The organism is Microbacterium sp. (assembly GCF_041641055.1).
In the GTDB taxonomy this organism is placed as follows: domain Bacteria; phylum Actinomycetota; class Actinomycetes; order Actinomycetales; family Microbacteriaceae; genus Microbacterium.
Genome location: NZ_JBEPZB010000003.1, coordinates 94,225 through 110,459 on the forward strand (window position 1 = coordinate 94,225; position 16,235 = coordinate 110,459).

Below are 16,235 nucleotides of genomic sequence, written 5' to 3' on the forward strand. Positions count from 1 at the left end.
GATGCGGCGCATCAGCGGCGGTCAGGTCACGCTCCACGATGCGCGCCGCAAGCTCGAGCGGACGGTGCGCCTCGACGACTTCGAGATCGGCGTGTTCCCGATCACCGAAGAGCAGTTCGCCGAGGTTCTCCCGATCGTCTCGCGTCATCCCCGTCGACCGGCGGCGGATCTGAGCTGGCTGCGCGCCGTGCACTTCTGCAACGCCGCCTCGGAGTGGGAGGGCCTCGAGCCCGTCTATCTGTTCGACGGCGAGGAGATCACCTGGGACGTCACCGGCGACGGCTACCGACTTCCGACAGAGGCCGAGTGGGAGTTCGCCTGCCGCGCGGGTTCGAGCGGTCCGCACTATGCGCCGCTGGCCGACGCCGCCTGGACCGCGGCCGACGGCGTGCCCACACCGCAGGACGTCGGCGGCAAGCTCCCGAATCTGCACGGCCTGTTCGACACGCTGGGCAACGTGTGGGAGTGGTGCTGGGACCTCCTCGACCCGGCCCGGTACGACGACTACCGCGTGTTCCGCGGCGGCGGTTTCGCGGACGACGCCTGGAGCGTGCGGGCATCCGTCCGCCGCGGGGGAGGGCCGCGGATGCATCACGAGGACGTCGGGCTCCGGGTCGCGCGCGGCGGGTTCGACACGCCGGGCGAGGCGCAGGGCTGGTCCGTGCGAGCGGATCGCGAGCGGGCCGCCTTCGATGGCCCCGTGCCGTTCGGCTGGACGCCTCTCTCTCGACCCGGTCGGCGGTAGCACCGCGGCGGATCAGCGCGACATCGGTCTGATCATGTAGGTGCTGGGGCCGTCGCACGACACGCGAAGGTCAGCGGCTGCGTTCGGGGTCCAGCCCCATCCGGATCCGTGTCTTCTTGCGTTCGATCACGATGAACACGACACCGAGGATCCAGAGCGGAATGGGCATCAGGAAGGCGATCCGGAACGCCTCGAAGGAGTACGTCTCCGGCGTCCCGGCACCCTGGAGGTCGAGCGCGAGGCCGATCAGGAAGATCGCGATGAGAGCGGCGATGAATCCGCCGGCGTTCGTCACTCCGGTCGCCGTGCTGAGCCGATGCGAGGGGTTGTGCGTGCGCGCGTGGTCGAAGGCGATCATGCTGGCCGGACCGCCCGTGGCGAGAGCGACCGCGAGCGCATAGAGGAGCCAGAGCGGAGCAGGCTCCGGCATCGCGATGACGGCGATCCACGCGACGAGCTGAACGCCGACCGCGGGGAGGACGAGTGCGACCGACCGCTGATTGGGGAGCCGTCGGGAGAGGTCGCCGATGATGGGGCCCAGCGCCATCCCCGCGACGACGTAGACCGAGATGATGCCGGCGGCATGTGCCGTGTCGAGCCCTTGTGCTGCAGTGAGGAACGGCATGCCCCAGAGCAGGATGAATGCGGTCCCGGCGAAGGGCGTCGTGAAGTGCGACCAGAATGCAAGGCGTGTGCCCGGGTGCGCCCACGCCGCTCGGATGCCCACTCCGGTGTCGATCGAGGACGTGACGACGCGGATCACCCCTGTGTCGGTGTCGACGCTCACGTCGGCTGCGCGATCGGCAGGATGATTGCGGATCAGCAGGGCGACGAGGATCGTGAACAGCACGCCGAGCCCCGCGATACTGCCGAAGGTGATCGTCCAGGTGGTCGCGTGCAGGAGTGCGGCGAGGGGGACCAGCGCGATGAGCTGTCCACCCTGTCCGATGATCCCGGTGAACTGCACCATGATCGGCCCGCGCTGCGCCGGGAACCACGTCGCCACGAGCCGCAGCACGGCGGGGAAGATCGCGGCGTCGCCGGCGCCGAGCAGGATGCGGGCGAAGAGCGCGATGCCGATGCTCGGCGACAGCGCCATCGTCAGCTGGCCCGCCGCCATCAGCAGCATCCCGACGGTCATGATGGGGCGCGAGCCGAACCGGTCGAGCAGAATGCCGATCGGGATCTGCATCCCTCCGTAGACCGCGAGCTGCACCACGGCGAACAGCGCGAGCGTGGAGGCATCGGCCTGGAACCGGTCGGCCGCTTCGACTCCGACGGCGCCCAGCGAGGTGCGATTCGTGATCGCGAGCACGTAGGCGGCGACGCCCACGCCCCAGATGAGCCAGGCCCTCCACCCCGGGTCGGTGGCGGGGGAGCGGGGAACCTGTTGCACCCTTCCACGCTACTCCTGGTGCGCGACCCGACCGGCCGCGCACAGCACCGCCGCATCCTCTTCCGCATGTCGGATGCTGTCGCTACCGTGGCCGCATGACACCTGAACCCGTGCACCACTCCATCAACTACGTCGAGCTCGTCGTGAACGATCTCGAGACCGCGAAGCGCTTCTACGGCGACACCTTCGGATGGGTGTTCGTCGACTACGGTCCCGCCTACGCGGGCATCGCCTCCCCGACCGGAGACGGGTCCGAGGTGGGCGGCCTTCTGCTGTCCGACCAGACGCGCCCCGCGGGCGGTCCGCTCGTGCTCCTGTACTCCGATGACCTCGACGCCACCCACGCCGCGATAGCGGAAGCCGGTGGCGCCGTGACGCAGGGGCCGTACGACTTCCCGGGCGGTCGACGACTGCATTTCGTGGACCCGAGCGGCAACGAGCTGGGAGTCTGGGCAGCCCAGTGAGAGCAGAATAGGGGTGTGACCTCGCCCCATCTGCACTCGTCGTCTGACGGACTCCGCCAGTCGATCCGCGTCCGGGAATCACGGTGGGACGAAGCCGATACGGCTGCGGTGCGCGCGCTCGTCCGCACCTATCTCCTGCAGACGGAATCGGAGAAGCACGAGCACCGTCGGGCCGCGTCGCCTGCGTCGATCATGGCGCTGCCGCCACGATACGAGCGGGAGGTGGCCGATCCGCGCGCCTCCTACGCCGACTGCACCACGCTGCTCGCCATGATCGAGCGACGGCCTGTCGGGGTCGTGATCGTCCGGACCGACGGGGGAGAGGCCGAGATCAAGCGCCTCTGGGCGGATCCGGATGTGCGCGGGCGTGGACTCGGCTCCGCATTGCTGGACGCGGCGTTGGCGTTGACGCACGGGCGCGTGCGCCTGTCGGTCTGGGACTGGCGGGCTCCGGCGATCAGGTTGTACGAATCCCGTGGGTTCGTACGTGTGGACTCGTGGGATGACCGCGAGCGACTCGTCTGCATGGTGAGACCTGCCCATACTGTGCCCTTGCGCTAACTTTCTGCGTGAGGAATACTTATCCTTATGGCAAACCATGATGGCGTGAACGAGGTGTTCCTTGCTCTCGCCGACCCGACCCGTCGCGAGGTCATCCGCTCACTCGGGCGTGGCCCCGCGAGCGTGGGGGAGCTCGCCCGGCCCTTCGCGATCACACTGCCGTCGTTCATGAAGCACATTCGCGCGCTGGAGGGCAGCGGACTCATCCGCACCTCGAAGAGCGGACGCGTGCGCACCTGCACACTCGACCGCGATCGTCTCGCCGTCGTGGGCGACTGGCTCGACGAACAGCGTCACCTCTGGAGGGAGCGGACGGACCGCCTCGAATCCCTGGTGACCGATCTGGAGGAGACCGATGACTGACACCACTCTCGACCCGCGACTCGACCTGACTCTCGAGCGGATGATCCGGGCGTCGCCATCATCGGTGTGGCGGGCATGGGCGAACCCGGAGCTTCTCGCCCAGTGGTGGGTTCCGGCCCCCATGCATGCACGTGTGGACCGTCTCGAGGTGCAGCCCGGCGGCGGCTTCGTCACCAGCATGCGAGAGGAAGTGGGGGAGTACACCCCGCATACGGATGGGATCTTCCTGGTCGTGGAGCCCGAGCGGCGACTCGTGTTCACCAACGTCATCGACAGTTCCTGGCGGCCGGCGAAGCCCGAACCCGTCTCGATGACGGCGGAGATCACGCTCGACGAGCATGCCGAAGGCACGATGTACCGCGTGGTCGTTCGGCATGGCGATCCCGCCGCACGCGACCTGCACGAGGATCTCGGCTTCTTCGAGGGGTGGGGCTCTGTGACAGCGGCCCTGGCCGACCTCGCTGAATCCGGGTTGACGAGGTGAACTCGACCGCTTCGGCTCCCGCGCGAGGAGCGCTGGGGGAAACGACCCTGCGGACGGATCGGCTGATCCTCCGGCCGCAGGTGGTGGCGGACGCCGAGGTGTTCCATCGGCTGTGGAGAGAGCGGGACGAACGTGTGCCGCCGCATCGCAGACCCGATGCGACTGGCCACCCGACGGTCTCCGACATCGCGGCTCACATCGCCGAGGAGCGAGACCGGCGCTCCGACCTGCTGTCCGTCCAGGACGCGACGACTGGCGAGGTGTATGGATACTGCGGGCTCGTCTTCGCAGGCAAAGGATCAGCGGACGAGCCGGAGATCGCCTTCGAACTTCTGAGCAGGGTCCATAATCTCGGCTACGCGACGGAAGCCGCCCGAGCTGTCCTCGCGTGGTCCGACGCGGAGGGATACGAACGACTGTGGGCGAGCGTGTGGGACTGGAATGTCGCCTCGCGCCGCGTTCTCGAGAAGCTCGGTTTCGAGGATTCAGGCGACGAGCTTCCGACCGGCGAACATGGTCGGACGATCCTGACAGTGAGGGCGCCGAGCCCGAAGCCGGCGGTCGCTGCCCCGCATGTGGTCACCGTCGAACACGGCGCGCTGTCGGAGTCTGAGACGGCTGCGCTGGGCGCCCTTTTCGACTCGGAGTACCGGGAGGGCCACGGCGAGTGGGATCCTGACCGTCCGTACGGTTATTCTCCCGCGGACGTGCACACGATGATCTTCCTCAAGGACGTGGCCGTCGCCCACGTCGGATACCAGCGACGCGTCATCCGCGTCGGCGAGCGTGAGGTCACAGTCGCCGGAACCGGGGGAGTCCTGGTTCATCGGGACTGGCGCTCCCGCGGAGCCGGCCGCCGGGTGATGACCCACGCCCAGCAGGCGATGCGCGACGACGATCGTGTCGAGTTCGGCTACCTCGGCTGCCGCGAGGAAGTCGCGTCGTTCTACGAGCGCACCGGCTGGTCACGGGTGAACGCCGTGGAACGTCACGTGTCGATGACCGACGCGCAGGAGACTGTGACGTCTGCCGGTGCGCCGATCCTCATCTTCTGCGCCGGCGCGAGTCCGCGTGTTGGAGCGGAGCAGTGGCCGCAGGGCGACATCGACCTCAATGGCACGCCGTGGTGATCCTCACTCGCGACCGCCGTGCGAGGTTTCGGGGAGGTGCCCTTCTCCCGCCATCTGACATAATGTGCATTATCGGCTTATCCGGATCGAGTTCCTCGGACAGCTGAGGATGCTCAGCTTCGGATCCTGTCGTCACGGCGTGAAGCGCAGAACGTTCGTGTCCCGACGAACGAATCCCACCGACTCGTAGAGTCGCAGGGCAGCCTCACGAGATGGGCGCGACGTCAGTTCCAGCGAACGCAGACCGCGCCTGACGGCGATGTCGACCATGGCCTTCAGCAACAACCGGCCGATGCCGCGGCCACGCGCCGACACGTCCGTCACCACGTCCTCCACAAACCCACGGGAGCCGCTGGGCGATGGGAACGACACGAGCGTTGCCATGCCTACGATGTCGCCGTCGAGCCGAACGACCAACAGCTCGGTTGCGTCGTGATCGAGCATCCGCTCGATGCTGCTCCGGTCGAACGTGGCCGAGGATGACAGTTGGTCGAGTAGACGCTCGATAGCCACGGCGTCGGCGTCTGTCACCGAAACCACCGTCTCGACCTGAAGAGATTCAGTCATGGCGCCGACGCTACCTGAGCGGAACAGGTCGCGGGCGACGTCGAGGCTCAAGACCCTCTGCGCCCGAGACCCTCAGTCCAGGTCGTAGGTCTGCCGGTCGTCGACCTCCAGCGGCTGACTCGTGGGCGACTCGAGACCGCGAGTCAGCTGGCGGAGCCGTGCGACGAGCTCGGCATCCTCGATCTCCGGACCTTCTCCGATCGCCGTCTTGGAGACGATCTGGCTGGCAGGACCGATGAGGAACTTGGCAGTGATCACAGACCCGTCTTCGGACCGCACCGGGATCTCGACGACCTCTGCGCGCTCGTCGTCTCCCAGCGCGCGGCTGTACGCCAGCAGCGCGTCCGCGATGTCGTCTCCAGTGAGGTATTCGTCTCCGGCGTAGATGATCGTCTGCATCCTCCCGTTCTAGCGCTTTCCGATCACGGCGGTGATCACCCTTGATCGCGGTTCGAGTTTTTGCTACAACGATGAAGGTCACGGGCTGCTGCTCGACCCTCGGTAGGGTCGTTCTGTGAACGGACGCAACGTCGACATCGAATGGCAGGCCGCGCGCGACGCGAACCACGACAACTGGAACGATCGTGTGCCACTGCACGAGACGGCCTACGGTCTCGACGCGTTCGACGACCCGAACCACCTGAGCGACGTCGTGCGAGACGATCTCCCGGTGCTCAGCCGGCTCCTGCCGTCCGGATCGCTCACGGGACTCGACCTGTGCCATCTCCAGTGCCATATCGGCACAGACACCATCTCGCTGGCACGCGCGGGCGCGACGGTCACCGGAGTCGACTTCTCGGCCCCGGCGCTGGCCGTCGCGGCCGAGCTCGCGAGCCGTTCCGGCACCGAGGCGACCTGGGTCGAGACGGATGTGCTGGATGCACGGAACGCCGTCAGCGGCGACTTCGACGTCGTGTACACGAGCATCGGCACGATCACCTGGCTCGCCGATCTCGATCGCTGGGCCGCCCAGATCGTCGGTCTGCTGCGCCCCGGCGGCACGTTCTTCATCCGCGATGGACACCCCGCGCTCTATGCCCTCGACGAGGACGCTCCCACGCTGACCACCCGCTACGCGTACTTCGGGGACGGACGCGCACAGCATTGGGATGACGAATCTACCTACGTCGGCGATGGAACGGTCGCGCACCCCCGCACGTACGAGTGGCCGCACCCGCTCTCGGAGATCATCGGAGCGCTCCTGCGTGCCGGGCTGCGACTCATCCACTTCGATGAGGGTCGGACACTCCCCTGGCAGTTCAGTCCCCGAATGGTCGACGTGCCCGGCGGCTTCGCCTGGCCCGAGGCCGAGCGGAACCTGATCCCCTGCACCTACACGATCGTCGCCCGCAAGGACTGACGAGCCCGCTCAGGATCCGACGTAGGCGGCGAGGTGCTCCCCCGTCACCGTGGACTTCGCGGCGACCAGGTCGGCCGGGACGCCCTCGAAGACCACTCGTCCGCCGTCGTGACCCGCGCCGGGACCGATGTCGATGATCCAGTCGGCGTGCGCCATGACCGCCTGGTGATGCTCGATCGCGATCACCGTCTTGCCGGAGTCGACGAGACGATCCAGCAGTCCGAGGATGTTCTGCACGTCGGCCAGGTGGAGCCCTGTGGTCGGCTCGTCGAGGACGCAGGTGTCACCCTTCTCCCCCATCTGGATCGCGAGCTTGATGCGCTGACGCTCACCACCGGACAGCGTCGAGAGCGGCTGTCCGAGCGAGAGATAGCCGAGGCCGACGTCCTCGAGCCGCCCGAGGATCGCTGCCGCCGCGGGCAGCTTCGCCTCGCCCTCAGAGAAGAACGTCCGCGCCTCCGACACCGGCAGATCGAGCACCTGCGTGATGTCCTTGCCCGCCAGCGTGTACTCGAGCACGGCGGCCTGGAAGCGCTTGCCCCCGCAGTCCTCGCACGGCGTCTCGATCGTGTCCATGAAGCCGAGTTCCGTGATGATCACGCCCGCGCCCTTGCACGTCGGGCACGCTCCCTCGGAGTTGGCGCTGAACAGGGCGGGCTTCACGCCGTTCGCCTTGGCGAACGCCTTGCGGATCGGCTCGAGCAGTCCGGTGTACGTGGCGGGATTGCTGCGGCGCGAGCCTTTGATCGCCCCCTGGTCGATCGCGACGACACCGTCCCGCTTCGAGACGGACCCGTGGATCAGGGAGCTCTTGCCGGACCCCGCCACACCGGTCACCACGGTGAGGATGCCGGTGGGGATGTCGACATCCACATCCTGGAGGTTGTTGGCCGACGCTCCGCGAACCTCGATGGCACCGGTGGCGGCGCGCACGGCCGGTTTGAGCGCGGCCCGGTCGTCGAGGTGCTGTCCAGTACGCGTTCCGCTGGCCTTGAGTCCCTCGATCGTGCCTTCGAAGCAGATCTCTCCCCCGGCGCTTCCCGCTCCCGGCCCGAGATCGACGACGTGGTCGGCGATCGCGATGGTCTCGGGCTTGTGCTCGACGACGAGCACCGTGTTGCCCTTGTCGCGCAGCTGCAGCAGCAGGGTGTTCATCCGCTGGATGTCGTGAGGGTGCAGCCCGATCGTCGGCTCGTCGAAGACGTACGTGACATCGGTCAGCGACGAACCGAGGTGCCGCAGCATCTTGATCCGCTGCGCCTCTCCCCCGGACAGGGTCCCCGACGGCCGGTCCAGGCTGAGGTATCCGAGTCCGAGCGTCACGAAGGCGTCGAGGTTGGCGCTCAGCGCCTCCAGCAGCGGTGCGGCGCCGGGGAGACGGAGCCCGCGCACCCACTCCGCGAGGTCGGTGACCTGCATCCGACACGCGTCGGCGATGCTCACGCCGTCGATCTTCGACGAGCGCGCGCCCTCGGTGAGGCGAGTGCCATCGCACTCCGGGCACGTGGCGAAGGTCGCCACACGCTGCACGAAGGCGCGGATGTGCGGCTGGAGCGCGTCGACGTCCTTCGAGAGCATCGACTTCGTGATCTTGGGGATCAGCCCCTCGTAGGTCATGTTGATGCCGGAGATCTTGACCTTGGTGACCTCGCCGTAGAGGAACAGCTGACGCTGCTTGTCGGTGAACTGCGAGATCGGCTTGTCAGCGGGATAGAACCCCGATGCCGAGAAGCCCTTCACCATCCAGCCGTCCGCCGTGTATCCCGGGACCATGATGGCGCCCTCGTCGAGGGACTTCGACTCGTCGACGATCTGCGCGAGGTCCAGATCGGACACCACTCCCCTGCCCTCGCATCGCGGACACATGCCACCCAGATAGATCGCATCCTTGACGATCTTCTTCTCGCCCCCGGGTCCCGTCATCACCCCGCTGGCCTTCTGCGTCGGGATGTTGAACGAGAACGCGGTGGGTCCGCCGATGTACGGCTCCCCCAGCTTGCTGAAGAGGATCCGCAGCATGGCGTTCGCGTCGGTGACCGTGCCGACGGTCGACCGCGGGTTCGCGCCGAGGCGCTCCTGGTCGACGATGATCGAGGTCGTGAGCCCTTCCAGGACGTCGACATCCGGACGGGGTACCGACGGCATGAAACCCTGCACGAAGGCGCTGTAGGTCTCATCGATCATCCGCCGTGATTCCGCGGCGATCGTGTCGAAGACGAGTGAGCTCTTGCCCGATCCCGAGACACCCGTGAAGACCGACAGGCGTCGCTTCGGGATGTCGACGCTGACCTCTTTGAGGTTGTTCTCGCGCGCGCCCTGGACGCGGATGATGTCGTGGCCGTCTGCGGGATGCGTCGTCATGGTCGTCCTCGATGTCGGTGGACCGGGGTCAGCCGGCCTGATTGATACGGAGCAGATTTCCTGCGGGGTCTCGGAGTGCGCAGTCCCGCACCCCGTACGGCTGGTCCATGGGCTCCTGCACGACGTCGGCGCCCCGCTCCACCAGGCGCTCGAACAGCCCGTCGAGGTCATCGCTGGCGAGGGTGAGCGCACCGTAGCTGCCCTTGGCGATCAGCTCGAGGATCGTCTGCCGCTCGGTGTCGGTGATGCCGGGGTCGGTCGCCGGCGGATGCAGGACGATCGACGTGCCGGGCTGCCCCTCGGGGCCGACCGTGATCCATCGGAGTCCGTCATAGCCGACGTCGTTGCGCACCTCGAACCCGAGGGCGTCACGATAGAAGCCGAGAGCCGCCTCGGCGTCGGTGTGCGGAAGGAATGCGTAGTGGATGCTGATGTTCATGGCTTCACGTTAGATGCGCGTCCGTGCGCGGTGCTTCTTGATTCCTGATCGGTCTGATGACGTGCTTGGCCTGGAAGGTCGGTATGCCCTCCACATCGGCCGCGCGCTCACGGTACACGATGGGTGAGACACCCACGAGTTCCGTGAACCTCGTGCTGAAAGTCCCGAGCGACGAGCACCCCACGGCGAAGCAGACGTCGGTCACGCTCAGGTCGCCCCGCCGCAGCAGCGCCATGGCCCTCTCGATCCTCCGTGTCATGAGGTACGAGTAGGGAGACTCGCCGTACGTCTCCTTGAAACGACGACTGAGGTGCCCGGCTGACATGTGCGCCCCTTTCGCGAGCGCCTCGACATCGAGGGGCGACGCGTACTCCCTGTCGATACGGTCGCGGACCTTGCGCATCGTGACCAGCTCGAGGATGCGCGCGTCGTCGTCCGGTGTCACGTGATGATCTTGCCATGACGCACCATGACGGCGTGTGAATGCGCGCGACATGGTCCGCGACCCCTCCCCCACTTCGCCGTCCGACAGCGGTACCCTGTGAGCATCCCTCACAGGGATTTCTCAGAAAGGGTCCCCAACCATGTCTGATCCACTCGCAACCGAAGCGAAAACGCTGTTCAAATCCATCCGCATCGTGCTCGCCGTCTCGGGCGTCATCGCACTGATCGCCGGCATCGTGCTGCTGGTCTGGCCGGTCAAGTCCGCGGTCATCGTCACCGGCATCTTCGCGAGCTATCTCGTCATCGCCGGCCTCGTCTACATCGGCCTCGGCATCTTCTCCCGGGTGAAGGGCGGGTGGGCGCGCATCGGCCACATCGTCCTCGGACTGGTGTACATCATCGCCGGCGTGATCGCGTTCGCGAACCTGGGCGCCGCAGCGGCGACGCTCGCGCTCGTCGTCGTGATCTTCATCGGCATCAGCTGGATCGTCGACGGAGTCGTGGCGCTGTCGCTTCTCGGGCAGGACGGCTCGCGCGTCTGGACGCTCCTGTACGCCCTGCTGAGCATCGTGGCCGGAGTCGTCGTGCTCTTCTCACCGCTGTACGCCGCGGCCGTGCTCTGGCTCGTGCTCGGCATCTCGCTCGTCGTGCTCGGGATCGTCCAGATCGTGCGTGCCATCACGCTCGGCAAGGATGCGAAGGGCTTCGTCGCCTCGGTCCAGGCGGACGCCACCAGCTGACACACCGCCGCCAGGAGAGTGCTGATATGAACAGAGCCCCGTCCATCCGGACGGGGCTCTGTTCATGCGACGGGGCGGTAGAGTGCTACTCGGCGCCGAACGCGCTCACGTCTCCGACCAGGCGGGTGTTGTCCTCGGGAACGGGGTCGACGGCTGCGCGCGCGACCTCGGCCGCGAATTCCGAGACGTTGTAGAGCTTGCCTGCAGACTCGCGACGCTCCGCGATCGCGCCGGGGTTCGCCCGTTCCAACAGCGTCGCGGTGATCGTGCCCTCGATCATGTCCCCGGAGACCACCGTGAAGCCGATGCCCTTCTCGGCAAGTGCCGGGATGCGCTCGCGGAGAGCATCCTCCCCCGCACGCTTGGACAGCGCGACCGGCTCGTACTCAGGCATCGTCGGCGTCGTGCGGATGAAGTGCGCCTGGTGGCTGGTCACGAAGACGACGCGGGCGCCGTCGCCGAGCAGCGGGGTCGCGGCCTCCAGCACGTTCACCTGCGCGTCGCGGTTGAGAGTCAGCGCGTAGTCCGCTGCCATGCCGGACTCCATGCCGCCGGAGGCGTTCAGCACGAGGACGTCGAGGCGACCGAACTCGGTCTTGACGGCGTCGAACATCTCGCCGATCGACGCAGGATCGGTGAGGTCCGCACCCACGACCAGCACGCGGCGTCCGAGTTCGCGGAGCTGCGCGGCGAGCTTCTCGGCACGCGGAGCCTTGTTGCGGAAGTTGATGACGACGTCGGCGCCCGCCTCGGCGAGGTAGCGGACCGTGTCGGCGCCGATGCCGCGAGACGAGCCGGTGACAAGGGCGACCTTGCCGTCGAGAGAACCTGCAGGAAGAACGTCGGTCACGGGGACTCCTCAAATGCGTTGATCGCCGTGATGACACGGCGCTCTCAGACTACCAAGCCGCCCTCGTGGCACCGGGATCGCGCTCGTGCTGCGTGATAGGTTGACCGCAAAGGAGGCCGCATGGACAACTTCGCGACATTCGTACAGTTCATCGACCAATGGGCATGGATCGGGTGGCTGATCCTGATCGCCCTGTTCCTCGTGATCGAGATGCTCACCCTCGACTTCACCTTCCTGATGCTCAGCTTCGGCAGCGCCGTGGGCCTCGTCACTGATTTCGTGGGCATCCCGGTGTGGGTCCAGGTCCTGATCGCCGCCCTGGCTGCAGGTCTCTTCATCCTGTTCCTGCGCCCGCCGCTGATCAAGAGGCTGCACCGAGGCGAGGACCCCACGAAGTCCAACGTCGATGCTCTCCTCGATCTGCGAGGCACCGCGCTGCAGGACATCACGCAGATCTCCGGCCAGGTCAAGCTGAGCAACGGAGACACCTGGACCGCCCGCACCGCCGGCCCCGTGCCGATCCCTCAGGGATCCCCGATCGCGGTCATCGCGATCAACGGCGCGACCGCCACCGTCCGTCCCGTCAACGACTAGGAGAATCCCTTGGACGACGCATCGTTCATCCCCGCCGCGATCGGCTGGATCCTGGTCATCGCGATCATCATCTTCGTGGTGGTCACGCTGGCCCGCTCGATCCGCATCATCCCTCAGGCGACCGCCGGGGTCGTCGAGCGTCTCGGGCGGTACCACAAGACCCTCACGCCGGGACTCAACATCCTGGTGCCCTTCATCGACCGGCTCCGCCCGCTCATCGACATGCGCGAGCAGGTCGTCTCGTTCCCGCCGCAGCCCGTCATCACCGAGGACAACCTGGTGGTCTCGATCGACACCGTCGTCTACTTCCAGGTGACGGACGCGCGTGCGGCGACGTACGAGATCGCGAACTACCTCGGCGCCGTCGAGCAGCTCACGACCACGACGCTGCGTAACGTCGTCGGTGGGCTCAACCTCGAGGAGGCGCTGACCAGCCGCGACAACATCAATGGCCAGCTGCGCGTCGTGCTCGACGAGGCGACCGGCAAGTGGGGAATCCGCGTCGGACGTGTCGAGCTGAAGGCCATCGATCCGCCCATCTCCATCCAGGACTCGATGGAGAAGCAGATGCGTGCAGAGCGAGACCGTCGCGCCGCCATCCTCACGGCCGAGGGAACGAAGCAGTCCGCCATCCTCGAAGCCGAGGGTGCGCGTCAGGCCGAGATCCTCCGCGCGGAGGGCGACAAGCAGGCGGCTGTGCTGCGCGCACAGGGTGAGGCCGAGGCGATCCAGAATGTCTTCACCGCGATCCATCAGGGCGAGCCGGACGACAAGCTCCTCGCCTACCAGTACCTGCAGATGCTGCCGAAGATCAGTGAGGGACAGTCCAACAAGCTCTGGATCATCCCGAGCGAGCTGACCGAGGCGCTCAAGGGAATCGGCAGCGCCTTCACGCCGCGGCCGGGCCAGGCTCCGACGAATCACCCCGGCGCGTGACGCACCCCTACTTCGAGAAGGCACGCCACCCCCGAGTCCTCGCTCACCGCGGTCTGATCACCGCGGCGGGCGAGGACTCCGGCGTGTGGGAGAACTCCGCAGCCGCTTTCGCCGCGGCGCACGCGGCCGGGGCCGAGTACATCGAGACCGACTGCCAGGTCACGGCCGACGGTGATGTCGTCCTGTTCCACGACGCCACCCTGCAGCGTCTGACCGGGGATCCGCGTGCCGTCGCGGCCGTGCGCACCCGAGAGCTCGCCGAGATCTTCGCCGATCATGGCGGGCTTCTCACAGTGGCGGACGCGCTGTCGGCGTTCCCGACGACGCGCTTCAACATCGACGTCAAGACTCCCGCCGCCGTCGCACCGCTCGGTCCTCTCCTGGTCGACCACACCCACCGTGTGCTGCTGACGAGCTTCTCCGACGCGAACCGTCGCGCCGCCATGGCCTCGGTGCTCCGCGCGGGTGCGGACATCCCCCCGGCGGCATCCGCAGGAAGCCGCACCATCGCGGCGGTCCGCGCGCTGTCCGCCGCCCACCTCTCCCCCGCCCGGGTGCTGCGTGGTGTCGATGCGCTCCAGATCCCCGAGCGCCACCGCGGAGTCAGGGTGCTCACCGGGTCGCTCCTCCGCGCCGCGCACCGACACGGTGTCGAGGTGCACGTCTGGACGGTCGACGACCCCGACGACATGCGGCGACTCGTAGCTCTCGGTGTCGACGGCATCGTGTCCGACCGCGCCGACCTCGCGCTCGCGACTCTGGCCGTCTGACCCGCCACGCCGCCCATACGCTCTCGCGCTGAGATTCCCCTGTGAATCCCGCCGAGAACGCGGGCGCGTGGATGAAGAACACAGGCTGGAGCGTTATACCTGACAGCGACGAGAGGACCACACAATGGCAGATCGCAGCCTACGCGGCATCCGACTCGGCGCCCAGAGCCTACAGAGCGAAGAGGGCGTCGTTTTCATGGAGCGCCGTGAAACCACCTACACCTGTGACGCCTGCGGCCATGTCACGAACCTGATGTTCGCGGCTGACGCCGAGCCGCCTCAGACCTGGGAATGCCGTGCCTGCGGAGCCGACGCCCGCCTGAACGTCGACGGCCAGGCCGTCACGCTCGACGCGAGCGACGAGAAGGCAGCACGCACCCACTGGGACATGCTCCTGGAGCGCCGCACGCGCGCTGAGCTCGAAGAGCTCCTCGAGGAGCGTCTCGCCTTCATCCGCGCCCGCCGCGGCGCAGGCGAGGACCCCACCCGCGAGAAGATCGGCGCCTAGCGCCTCCGGGCGCGCAACCACCCGAATGCGAGCGCGCCCACTCCGCCCCACATCAGGATCTGCTGGATCCAGGGGCCGAGGACGACGCCGGCTGTCAGGCCGGAGCGCAGCTCGACATCTTCGAGCAGTGCTCCGGCCTTTCCCGCATCCAGGCTGGAGACCGTCGACCCGTCGGGTCGGATGATCTGGCTGGTGCCGACGGTCGAGATGTTGACCACGCTCCGCCCCGTCTCCATGGCGCGCATCCGCGCGAACGCGAGCTGCTGCAGGTTCTCGTCGGTGCCTCGGAAGTCGGCGTTGTTCGTCTGGAGTACGAGAACCTGTGCGCCCTCGCGCACCCCGGCGGTGATGACGTCGTCGTAGATGACGTCGAAGCAGATCGCCAGACCGACCGGGACGCCATCGACCTCGACGATCGGATCGTTCGATCCCGGGGTGTAGTCGCGCTGCAGAAGCCCGATCAGTTCGGGGGCCAGCGCGTTGAAGAACGGGCGGTCGGGCACGTACTCACCGAAGGGGACGGGATGGCGCTTGTCATGGATCTGCCCGGTGGGACCCTCGCTGGTCCACAGCATCGAGGTGTTGTAGAAGAGCCCATCGCGCTCGGTCGCCGCGTTGGCGAGCAACGGCGCGTCGATCCGCGTGGAGACGAGGGAGAGACGCCGCGCCAATGATTCGGAGAGGAACGGGTCGGAATCGACGGACCCCTCCGGCCACACGAGCAGGTCGACGTCTTCGCCGTAGAGCGGTTCGGTCGCGTCGGTCTGCGCCTGGATCACGGAGTAGCGTTCGCGCTGATCGAAATAGCCGCTTGGGCCGTTGCCCTGCACCGCAGCGATGCGCATCGAGCCGCTGGCCATGGTCGGGAAGAGCGGTGTCAACAGCAGCGCCACCGCGACCAGCGCCGGAGCGACGAGGGCTGACGGGCGCCGCCACGCACGATCGCGCACGAGTTCGATGACGAGCGCCACGAAGAACACCATGAGGAAGCTGAGTCCACTGACGCCCACCCACGACGTGACCGAGGCGAGCGGGCTCTCCGCCTGACTCATCCCCAATCGGGCCCACGGGAAGCCGCCGTAGGGCCACGAGCCGACGAACACCTCCCGCCCCACCCACAGGGCGGCGACGACGAGGGGCAGCAGGATGAGCCGGGCCCACCGCTGTGGCAGCGCCCGCGGGATCCAGCGGTACGCGAGAGTGATCAGGATCAGGGCGGCCGCCGTGAGCAGCCCTTCGAGGATGCTCAGCGCCGCCCACGGGATCGGGCCGAGGTAGCGCGATGTCCAGGACACGAGGAGGCCGAAGAAGAGCACACCGTAGACGGCGCCGACGAGGAATGCTCCGCCGGCCCGGCGTCCGATCAGCGCGAGGAGCAGCAGCGCGGTCGCCGGGAACGCCAGCACCCACGCGGCGACATCCGGGTAGGAGAGATCCATGAGGAGCGCGGCCGCTGCGGCGACGGGGAGGGCGAGCGCGAGGGGCAGCAGTGGGCGCAGTCGAGCGCGCGATTCAGGCATCCG

At 67.4% G+C, this 16,235-nt stretch carries 20 protein-coding genes; 12 read left to right on the plus strand and 8 right to left on the minus strand.

Annotation, left to right across the window (positions count from 1 at the left end; all coding sequences use genetic code 11):
* Window position 1: 1 nt before the first annotated feature.
* A complete protein-coding gene (locus ACESK8_RS02905; RefSeq protein WP_372967283.1) occupies window positions 2-745 on the plus strand; it encodes a formylglycine-generating enzyme family protein in 744 nt (247 codons plus the stop codon).
* Between the two features lie 70 nt (window positions 746-815).
* On the opposite strand, the gene ACESK8_RS02910 is transcribed toward ACESK8_RS02905, so the two are convergent.
* Window positions 816-2,141 (minus strand): nitrate/nitrite transporter, encoded by a 1,326-nt coding sequence (locus tag ACESK8_RS02910; protein WP_372967178.1) that lies wholly within the window; start codon window positions 2,139-2,141, stop codon window positions 816-818.
* Between the two features lie 95 nt (window positions 2,142-2,236).
* On the opposite strand from ACESK8_RS02910, the gene ACESK8_RS02915 reads away from it, so the two are divergent.
* Genes ACESK8_RS02915 through ACESK8_RS02935 form a run of 5 tightly spaced genes read left to right on the plus strand, consistent with a single transcriptional unit; the run spans window position 2,237 to window position 5,143 of the window.
* Window positions 2,237-2,605: a VOC family protein gene (locus ACESK8_RS02915; RefSeq protein ID WP_372967179.1), complete on the plus strand. Its 369-nt coding sequence runs from the start codon at window positions 2,237-2,239 to the stop codon at window positions 2,603-2,605.
* 15 nt (window positions 2,606-2,620) lie between these two features.
* Window positions 2,621-3,166, plus strand: a complete 546-nt coding sequence (locus ACESK8_RS02920; RefSeq protein ID WP_372967180.1) for a GNAT family N-acetyltransferase — start codon at window positions 2,621-2,623, stop codon at window positions 3,164-3,166.
* 27 nt (window positions 3,167-3,193) lie between these two features.
* Window positions 3,194-3,529 carry an ArsR/SmtB family transcription factor gene (locus ACESK8_RS02925; protein ID WP_372967181.1) on the plus strand — a complete coding sequence of 112 codons (336 nt, stop codon included), beginning with the start codon at window positions 3,194-3,196 and terminating at the stop codon, window positions 3,527-3,529.
* Entirely contained in the window at window positions 3,522-4,013 is a 492-nt protein-coding gene (locus ACESK8_RS02930; protein WP_372967182.1) for an SRPBCC domain-containing protein, read from the plus strand. The genes ACESK8_RS02925 and ACESK8_RS02930 overlap by 8 nt, the downstream gene beginning before the upstream one ends.
* Window positions 4,010-5,143, plus strand: coding sequence for a GNAT family N-acetyltransferase (locus ACESK8_RS02935; protein ID WP_372967183.1), 1,134 nt, complete (start codon window positions 4,010-4,012; stop codon window positions 5,141-5,143). The genes ACESK8_RS02930 and ACESK8_RS02935 overlap by 4 nt, the downstream gene beginning before the upstream one ends.
* A 132-nt stretch (window positions 5,144-5,275) precedes the next feature.
* Here the strand turns inward: ACESK8_RS02935 and ACESK8_RS02940 are convergent, their stop codons facing one another.
* Together ACESK8_RS02940 and ACESK8_RS02945 are read right to left on the minus strand one after the other, a co-directional pair.
* Window positions 5,276-5,710: an N-acetyltransferase family protein gene (locus tag ACESK8_RS02940; protein WP_372967184.1), complete on the minus strand. Its 435-nt coding sequence runs from the start codon at window positions 5,708-5,710 to the stop codon at window positions 5,276-5,278.
* A gap of 72 nt (window positions 5,711-5,782) precedes the next feature.
* Window positions 5,783-6,109, minus strand: a complete 327-nt coding sequence (locus ACESK8_RS02945; protein WP_372967185.1) for a hypothetical protein — start codon at window positions 6,107-6,109, stop codon at window positions 5,783-5,785.
* A 115-nt stretch (window positions 6,110-6,224) separates the two neighbouring features.
* On the opposite strand from ACESK8_RS02945, the gene ACESK8_RS02950 reads away from it, so the two are divergent.
* On the plus strand, window positions 6,225-7,070 hold the full coding sequence (locus ACESK8_RS02950; protein WP_372967186.1) for a class I SAM-dependent methyltransferase: 846 nt from the start codon (window positions 6,225-6,227) through the stop codon (window positions 7,068-7,070).
* Between the two features lie 9 nt (window positions 7,071-7,079).
* On the opposite strand, the gene ACESK8_RS02955 is transcribed toward ACESK8_RS02950, so the two are convergent.
* Genes ACESK8_RS02955 through ACESK8_RS02965 form a run of 3 tightly spaced genes read right to left on the minus strand, consistent with a single transcriptional unit; the run spans window position 7,080 to window position 10,273 of the window.
* A complete protein-coding gene (locus tag ACESK8_RS02955; protein WP_372967187.1) occupies window positions 7,080-9,431 on the minus strand; it encodes an ATP-binding cassette domain-containing protein in 2,352 nt (783 codons plus the stop codon).
* A 28-nt stretch (window positions 9,432-9,459) separates the two neighbouring features.
* Window positions 9,460-9,870: a VOC family protein gene (locus tag ACESK8_RS02960; protein WP_060925971.1), complete on the minus strand. Its 411-nt coding sequence runs from the start codon at window positions 9,868-9,870 to the stop codon at window positions 9,460-9,462.
* 4 nt (window positions 9,871-9,874) lie between these two features.
* On the minus strand, window positions 9,875-10,273 hold the full coding sequence (locus ACESK8_RS02965) for a helix-turn-helix transcriptional regulator (RefSeq protein WP_139305342.1): 399 nt from the start codon (window positions 10,271-10,273) through the stop codon (window positions 9,875-9,877).
* A gap of 181 nt (window positions 10,274-10,454) precedes the next feature.
* Between ACESK8_RS02965 and ACESK8_RS02970 the strand changes: the two genes are divergently transcribed.
* Window positions 10,455-11,054: an HdeD family acid-resistance protein gene (locus ACESK8_RS02970; protein ID WP_372967188.1), complete on the plus strand. Its 600-nt coding sequence runs from the start codon at window positions 10,455-10,457 to the stop codon at window positions 11,052-11,054.
* Window positions 11,055-11,139: 85 nt separating this feature from the next.
* Here the strand turns inward: ACESK8_RS02970 and ACESK8_RS02975 are convergent, their stop codons facing one another.
* Window positions 11,140-11,904 carry an SDR family oxidoreductase gene (locus tag ACESK8_RS02975; RefSeq protein ID WP_372967189.1) on the minus strand — a complete coding sequence of 255 codons (765 nt, stop codon included), beginning with the start codon at window positions 11,902-11,904 and terminating at the stop codon, window positions 11,140-11,142.
* Between the two features lie 120 nt (window positions 11,905-12,024).
* On the opposite strand from ACESK8_RS02975, the gene ACESK8_RS02980 reads away from it, so the two are divergent.
* From ACESK8_RS02980 to ACESK8_RS02995, 4 genes are all read left to right on the plus strand, one after another.
* Entirely contained in the window at window positions 12,025-12,498 is a 474-nt protein-coding gene (locus tag ACESK8_RS02980) for an NfeD family protein (RefSeq protein ID WP_372967190.1), read from the plus strand.
* A gap of 9 nt (window positions 12,499-12,507) precedes the next feature.
* The gene (locus ACESK8_RS02985) at window positions 12,508-13,434 is read left to right on the plus strand and encodes an SPFH domain-containing protein (protein ID WP_060925967.1); all 927 of its coding nucleotides are present in this window, start codon (window positions 12,508-12,510) and stop codon (window positions 13,432-13,434) included.
* Entirely contained in the window at window positions 13,431-14,204 is a 774-nt protein-coding gene (locus ACESK8_RS02990) for a glycerophosphodiester phosphodiesterase family protein (protein WP_372967191.1), read from the plus strand. The genes ACESK8_RS02985 and ACESK8_RS02990 overlap by 4 nt, the downstream gene beginning before the upstream one ends.
* Before the next feature lie 124 nt (window positions 14,205-14,328).
* A complete protein-coding gene (locus tag ACESK8_RS02995; protein WP_060925965.1) occupies window positions 14,329-14,712 on the plus strand; it encodes an RNA polymerase-binding protein RbpA in 384 nt (127 codons plus the stop codon).
* Here ACESK8_RS02995 and lnt read toward each other — a convergent pair.
* Window positions 14,709-16,232 carry an apolipoprotein N-acyltransferase gene (gene lnt, locus ACESK8_RS03000; protein ID WP_372967192.1) on the minus strand — a complete coding sequence of 508 codons (1,524 nt, stop codon included), beginning with the start codon at window positions 16,230-16,232 and terminating at the stop codon, window positions 14,709-14,711. The genes ACESK8_RS02995 and lnt overlap by 4 nt on opposite strands.
* Window positions 16,233-16,235 lie beyond the last annotated feature (3 nt).

Excerpts from the sequence above, each read along its gene's own strand:
- ACESK8_RS02945 (WP_372967185.1), bottom strand. The coding sequence starts at position 6,109 with ATGCAGACGATCATCTACGCCGGAGACGAATACCTCACTGGAGACGAC.
- ACESK8_RS02970 (WP_372967188.1), top strand. The coding sequence starts at position 10,455 with ATGTCTGATCCACTCGCAACCGAAGCGAAAACGCTGTTCAAATCCATC.
- ACESK8_RS02955 (WP_372967187.1), bottom strand. The coding sequence starts at position 9,431 with ATGACGACGCATCCCGCAGACGGCCACGACATCATCCGCGTCCAGGGC.
- ACESK8_RS02980 (WP_372967190.1), top strand. The coding sequence starts at position 12,025 with ATGGACAACTTCGCGACATTCGTACAGTTCATCGACCAATGGGCATGG.
- ACESK8_RS02965 (WP_139305342.1), bottom strand. The coding sequence starts at position 10,273 with ATGCGCAAGGTCCGCGACCGTATCGACAGGGAGTACGCGTCGCCCCTC.
- ACESK8_RS02940 (WP_372967184.1), bottom strand. The coding sequence starts at position 5,710 with ATGACTGAATCTCTTCAGGTCGAGACGGTGGTTTCGGTGACAGACGCC.
- ACESK8_RS02930 (WP_372967182.1), top strand. The coding sequence starts at position 3,522 with ATGACTGACACCACTCTCGACCCGCGACTCGACCTGACTCTCGAGCGG.
- ACESK8_RS02905 (WP_372967283.1), top strand. The coding sequence starts at position 2 with ATGCGGCGCATCAGCGGCGGTCAGGTCACGCTCCACGATGCGCGCCGC.
- lnt (WP_372967192.1), bottom strand. The coding sequence starts at position 16,232 with ATGCCTGAATCGCGCGCTCGACTGCGCCCACTGCTGCCCCTCGCGCTC.
- ACESK8_RS02915 (WP_372967179.1), top strand. The coding sequence starts at position 2,237 with ATGACACCTGAACCCGTGCACCACTCCATCAACTACGTCGAGCTCGTC.
- ACESK8_RS02925 (WP_372967181.1), top strand. The coding sequence starts at position 3,194 with ATGGCAAACCATGATGGCGTGAACGAGGTGTTCCTTGCTCTCGCCGAC.
- ACESK8_RS02995 (WP_060925965.1), top strand. The coding sequence starts at position 14,329 with ATGGCAGATCGCAGCCTACGCGGCATCCGACTCGGCGCCCAGAGCCTA.
- ACESK8_RS02960 (WP_060925971.1), bottom strand. The coding sequence starts at position 9,870 with ATGAACATCAGCATCCACTACGCATTCCTTCCGCACACCGACGCCGAG.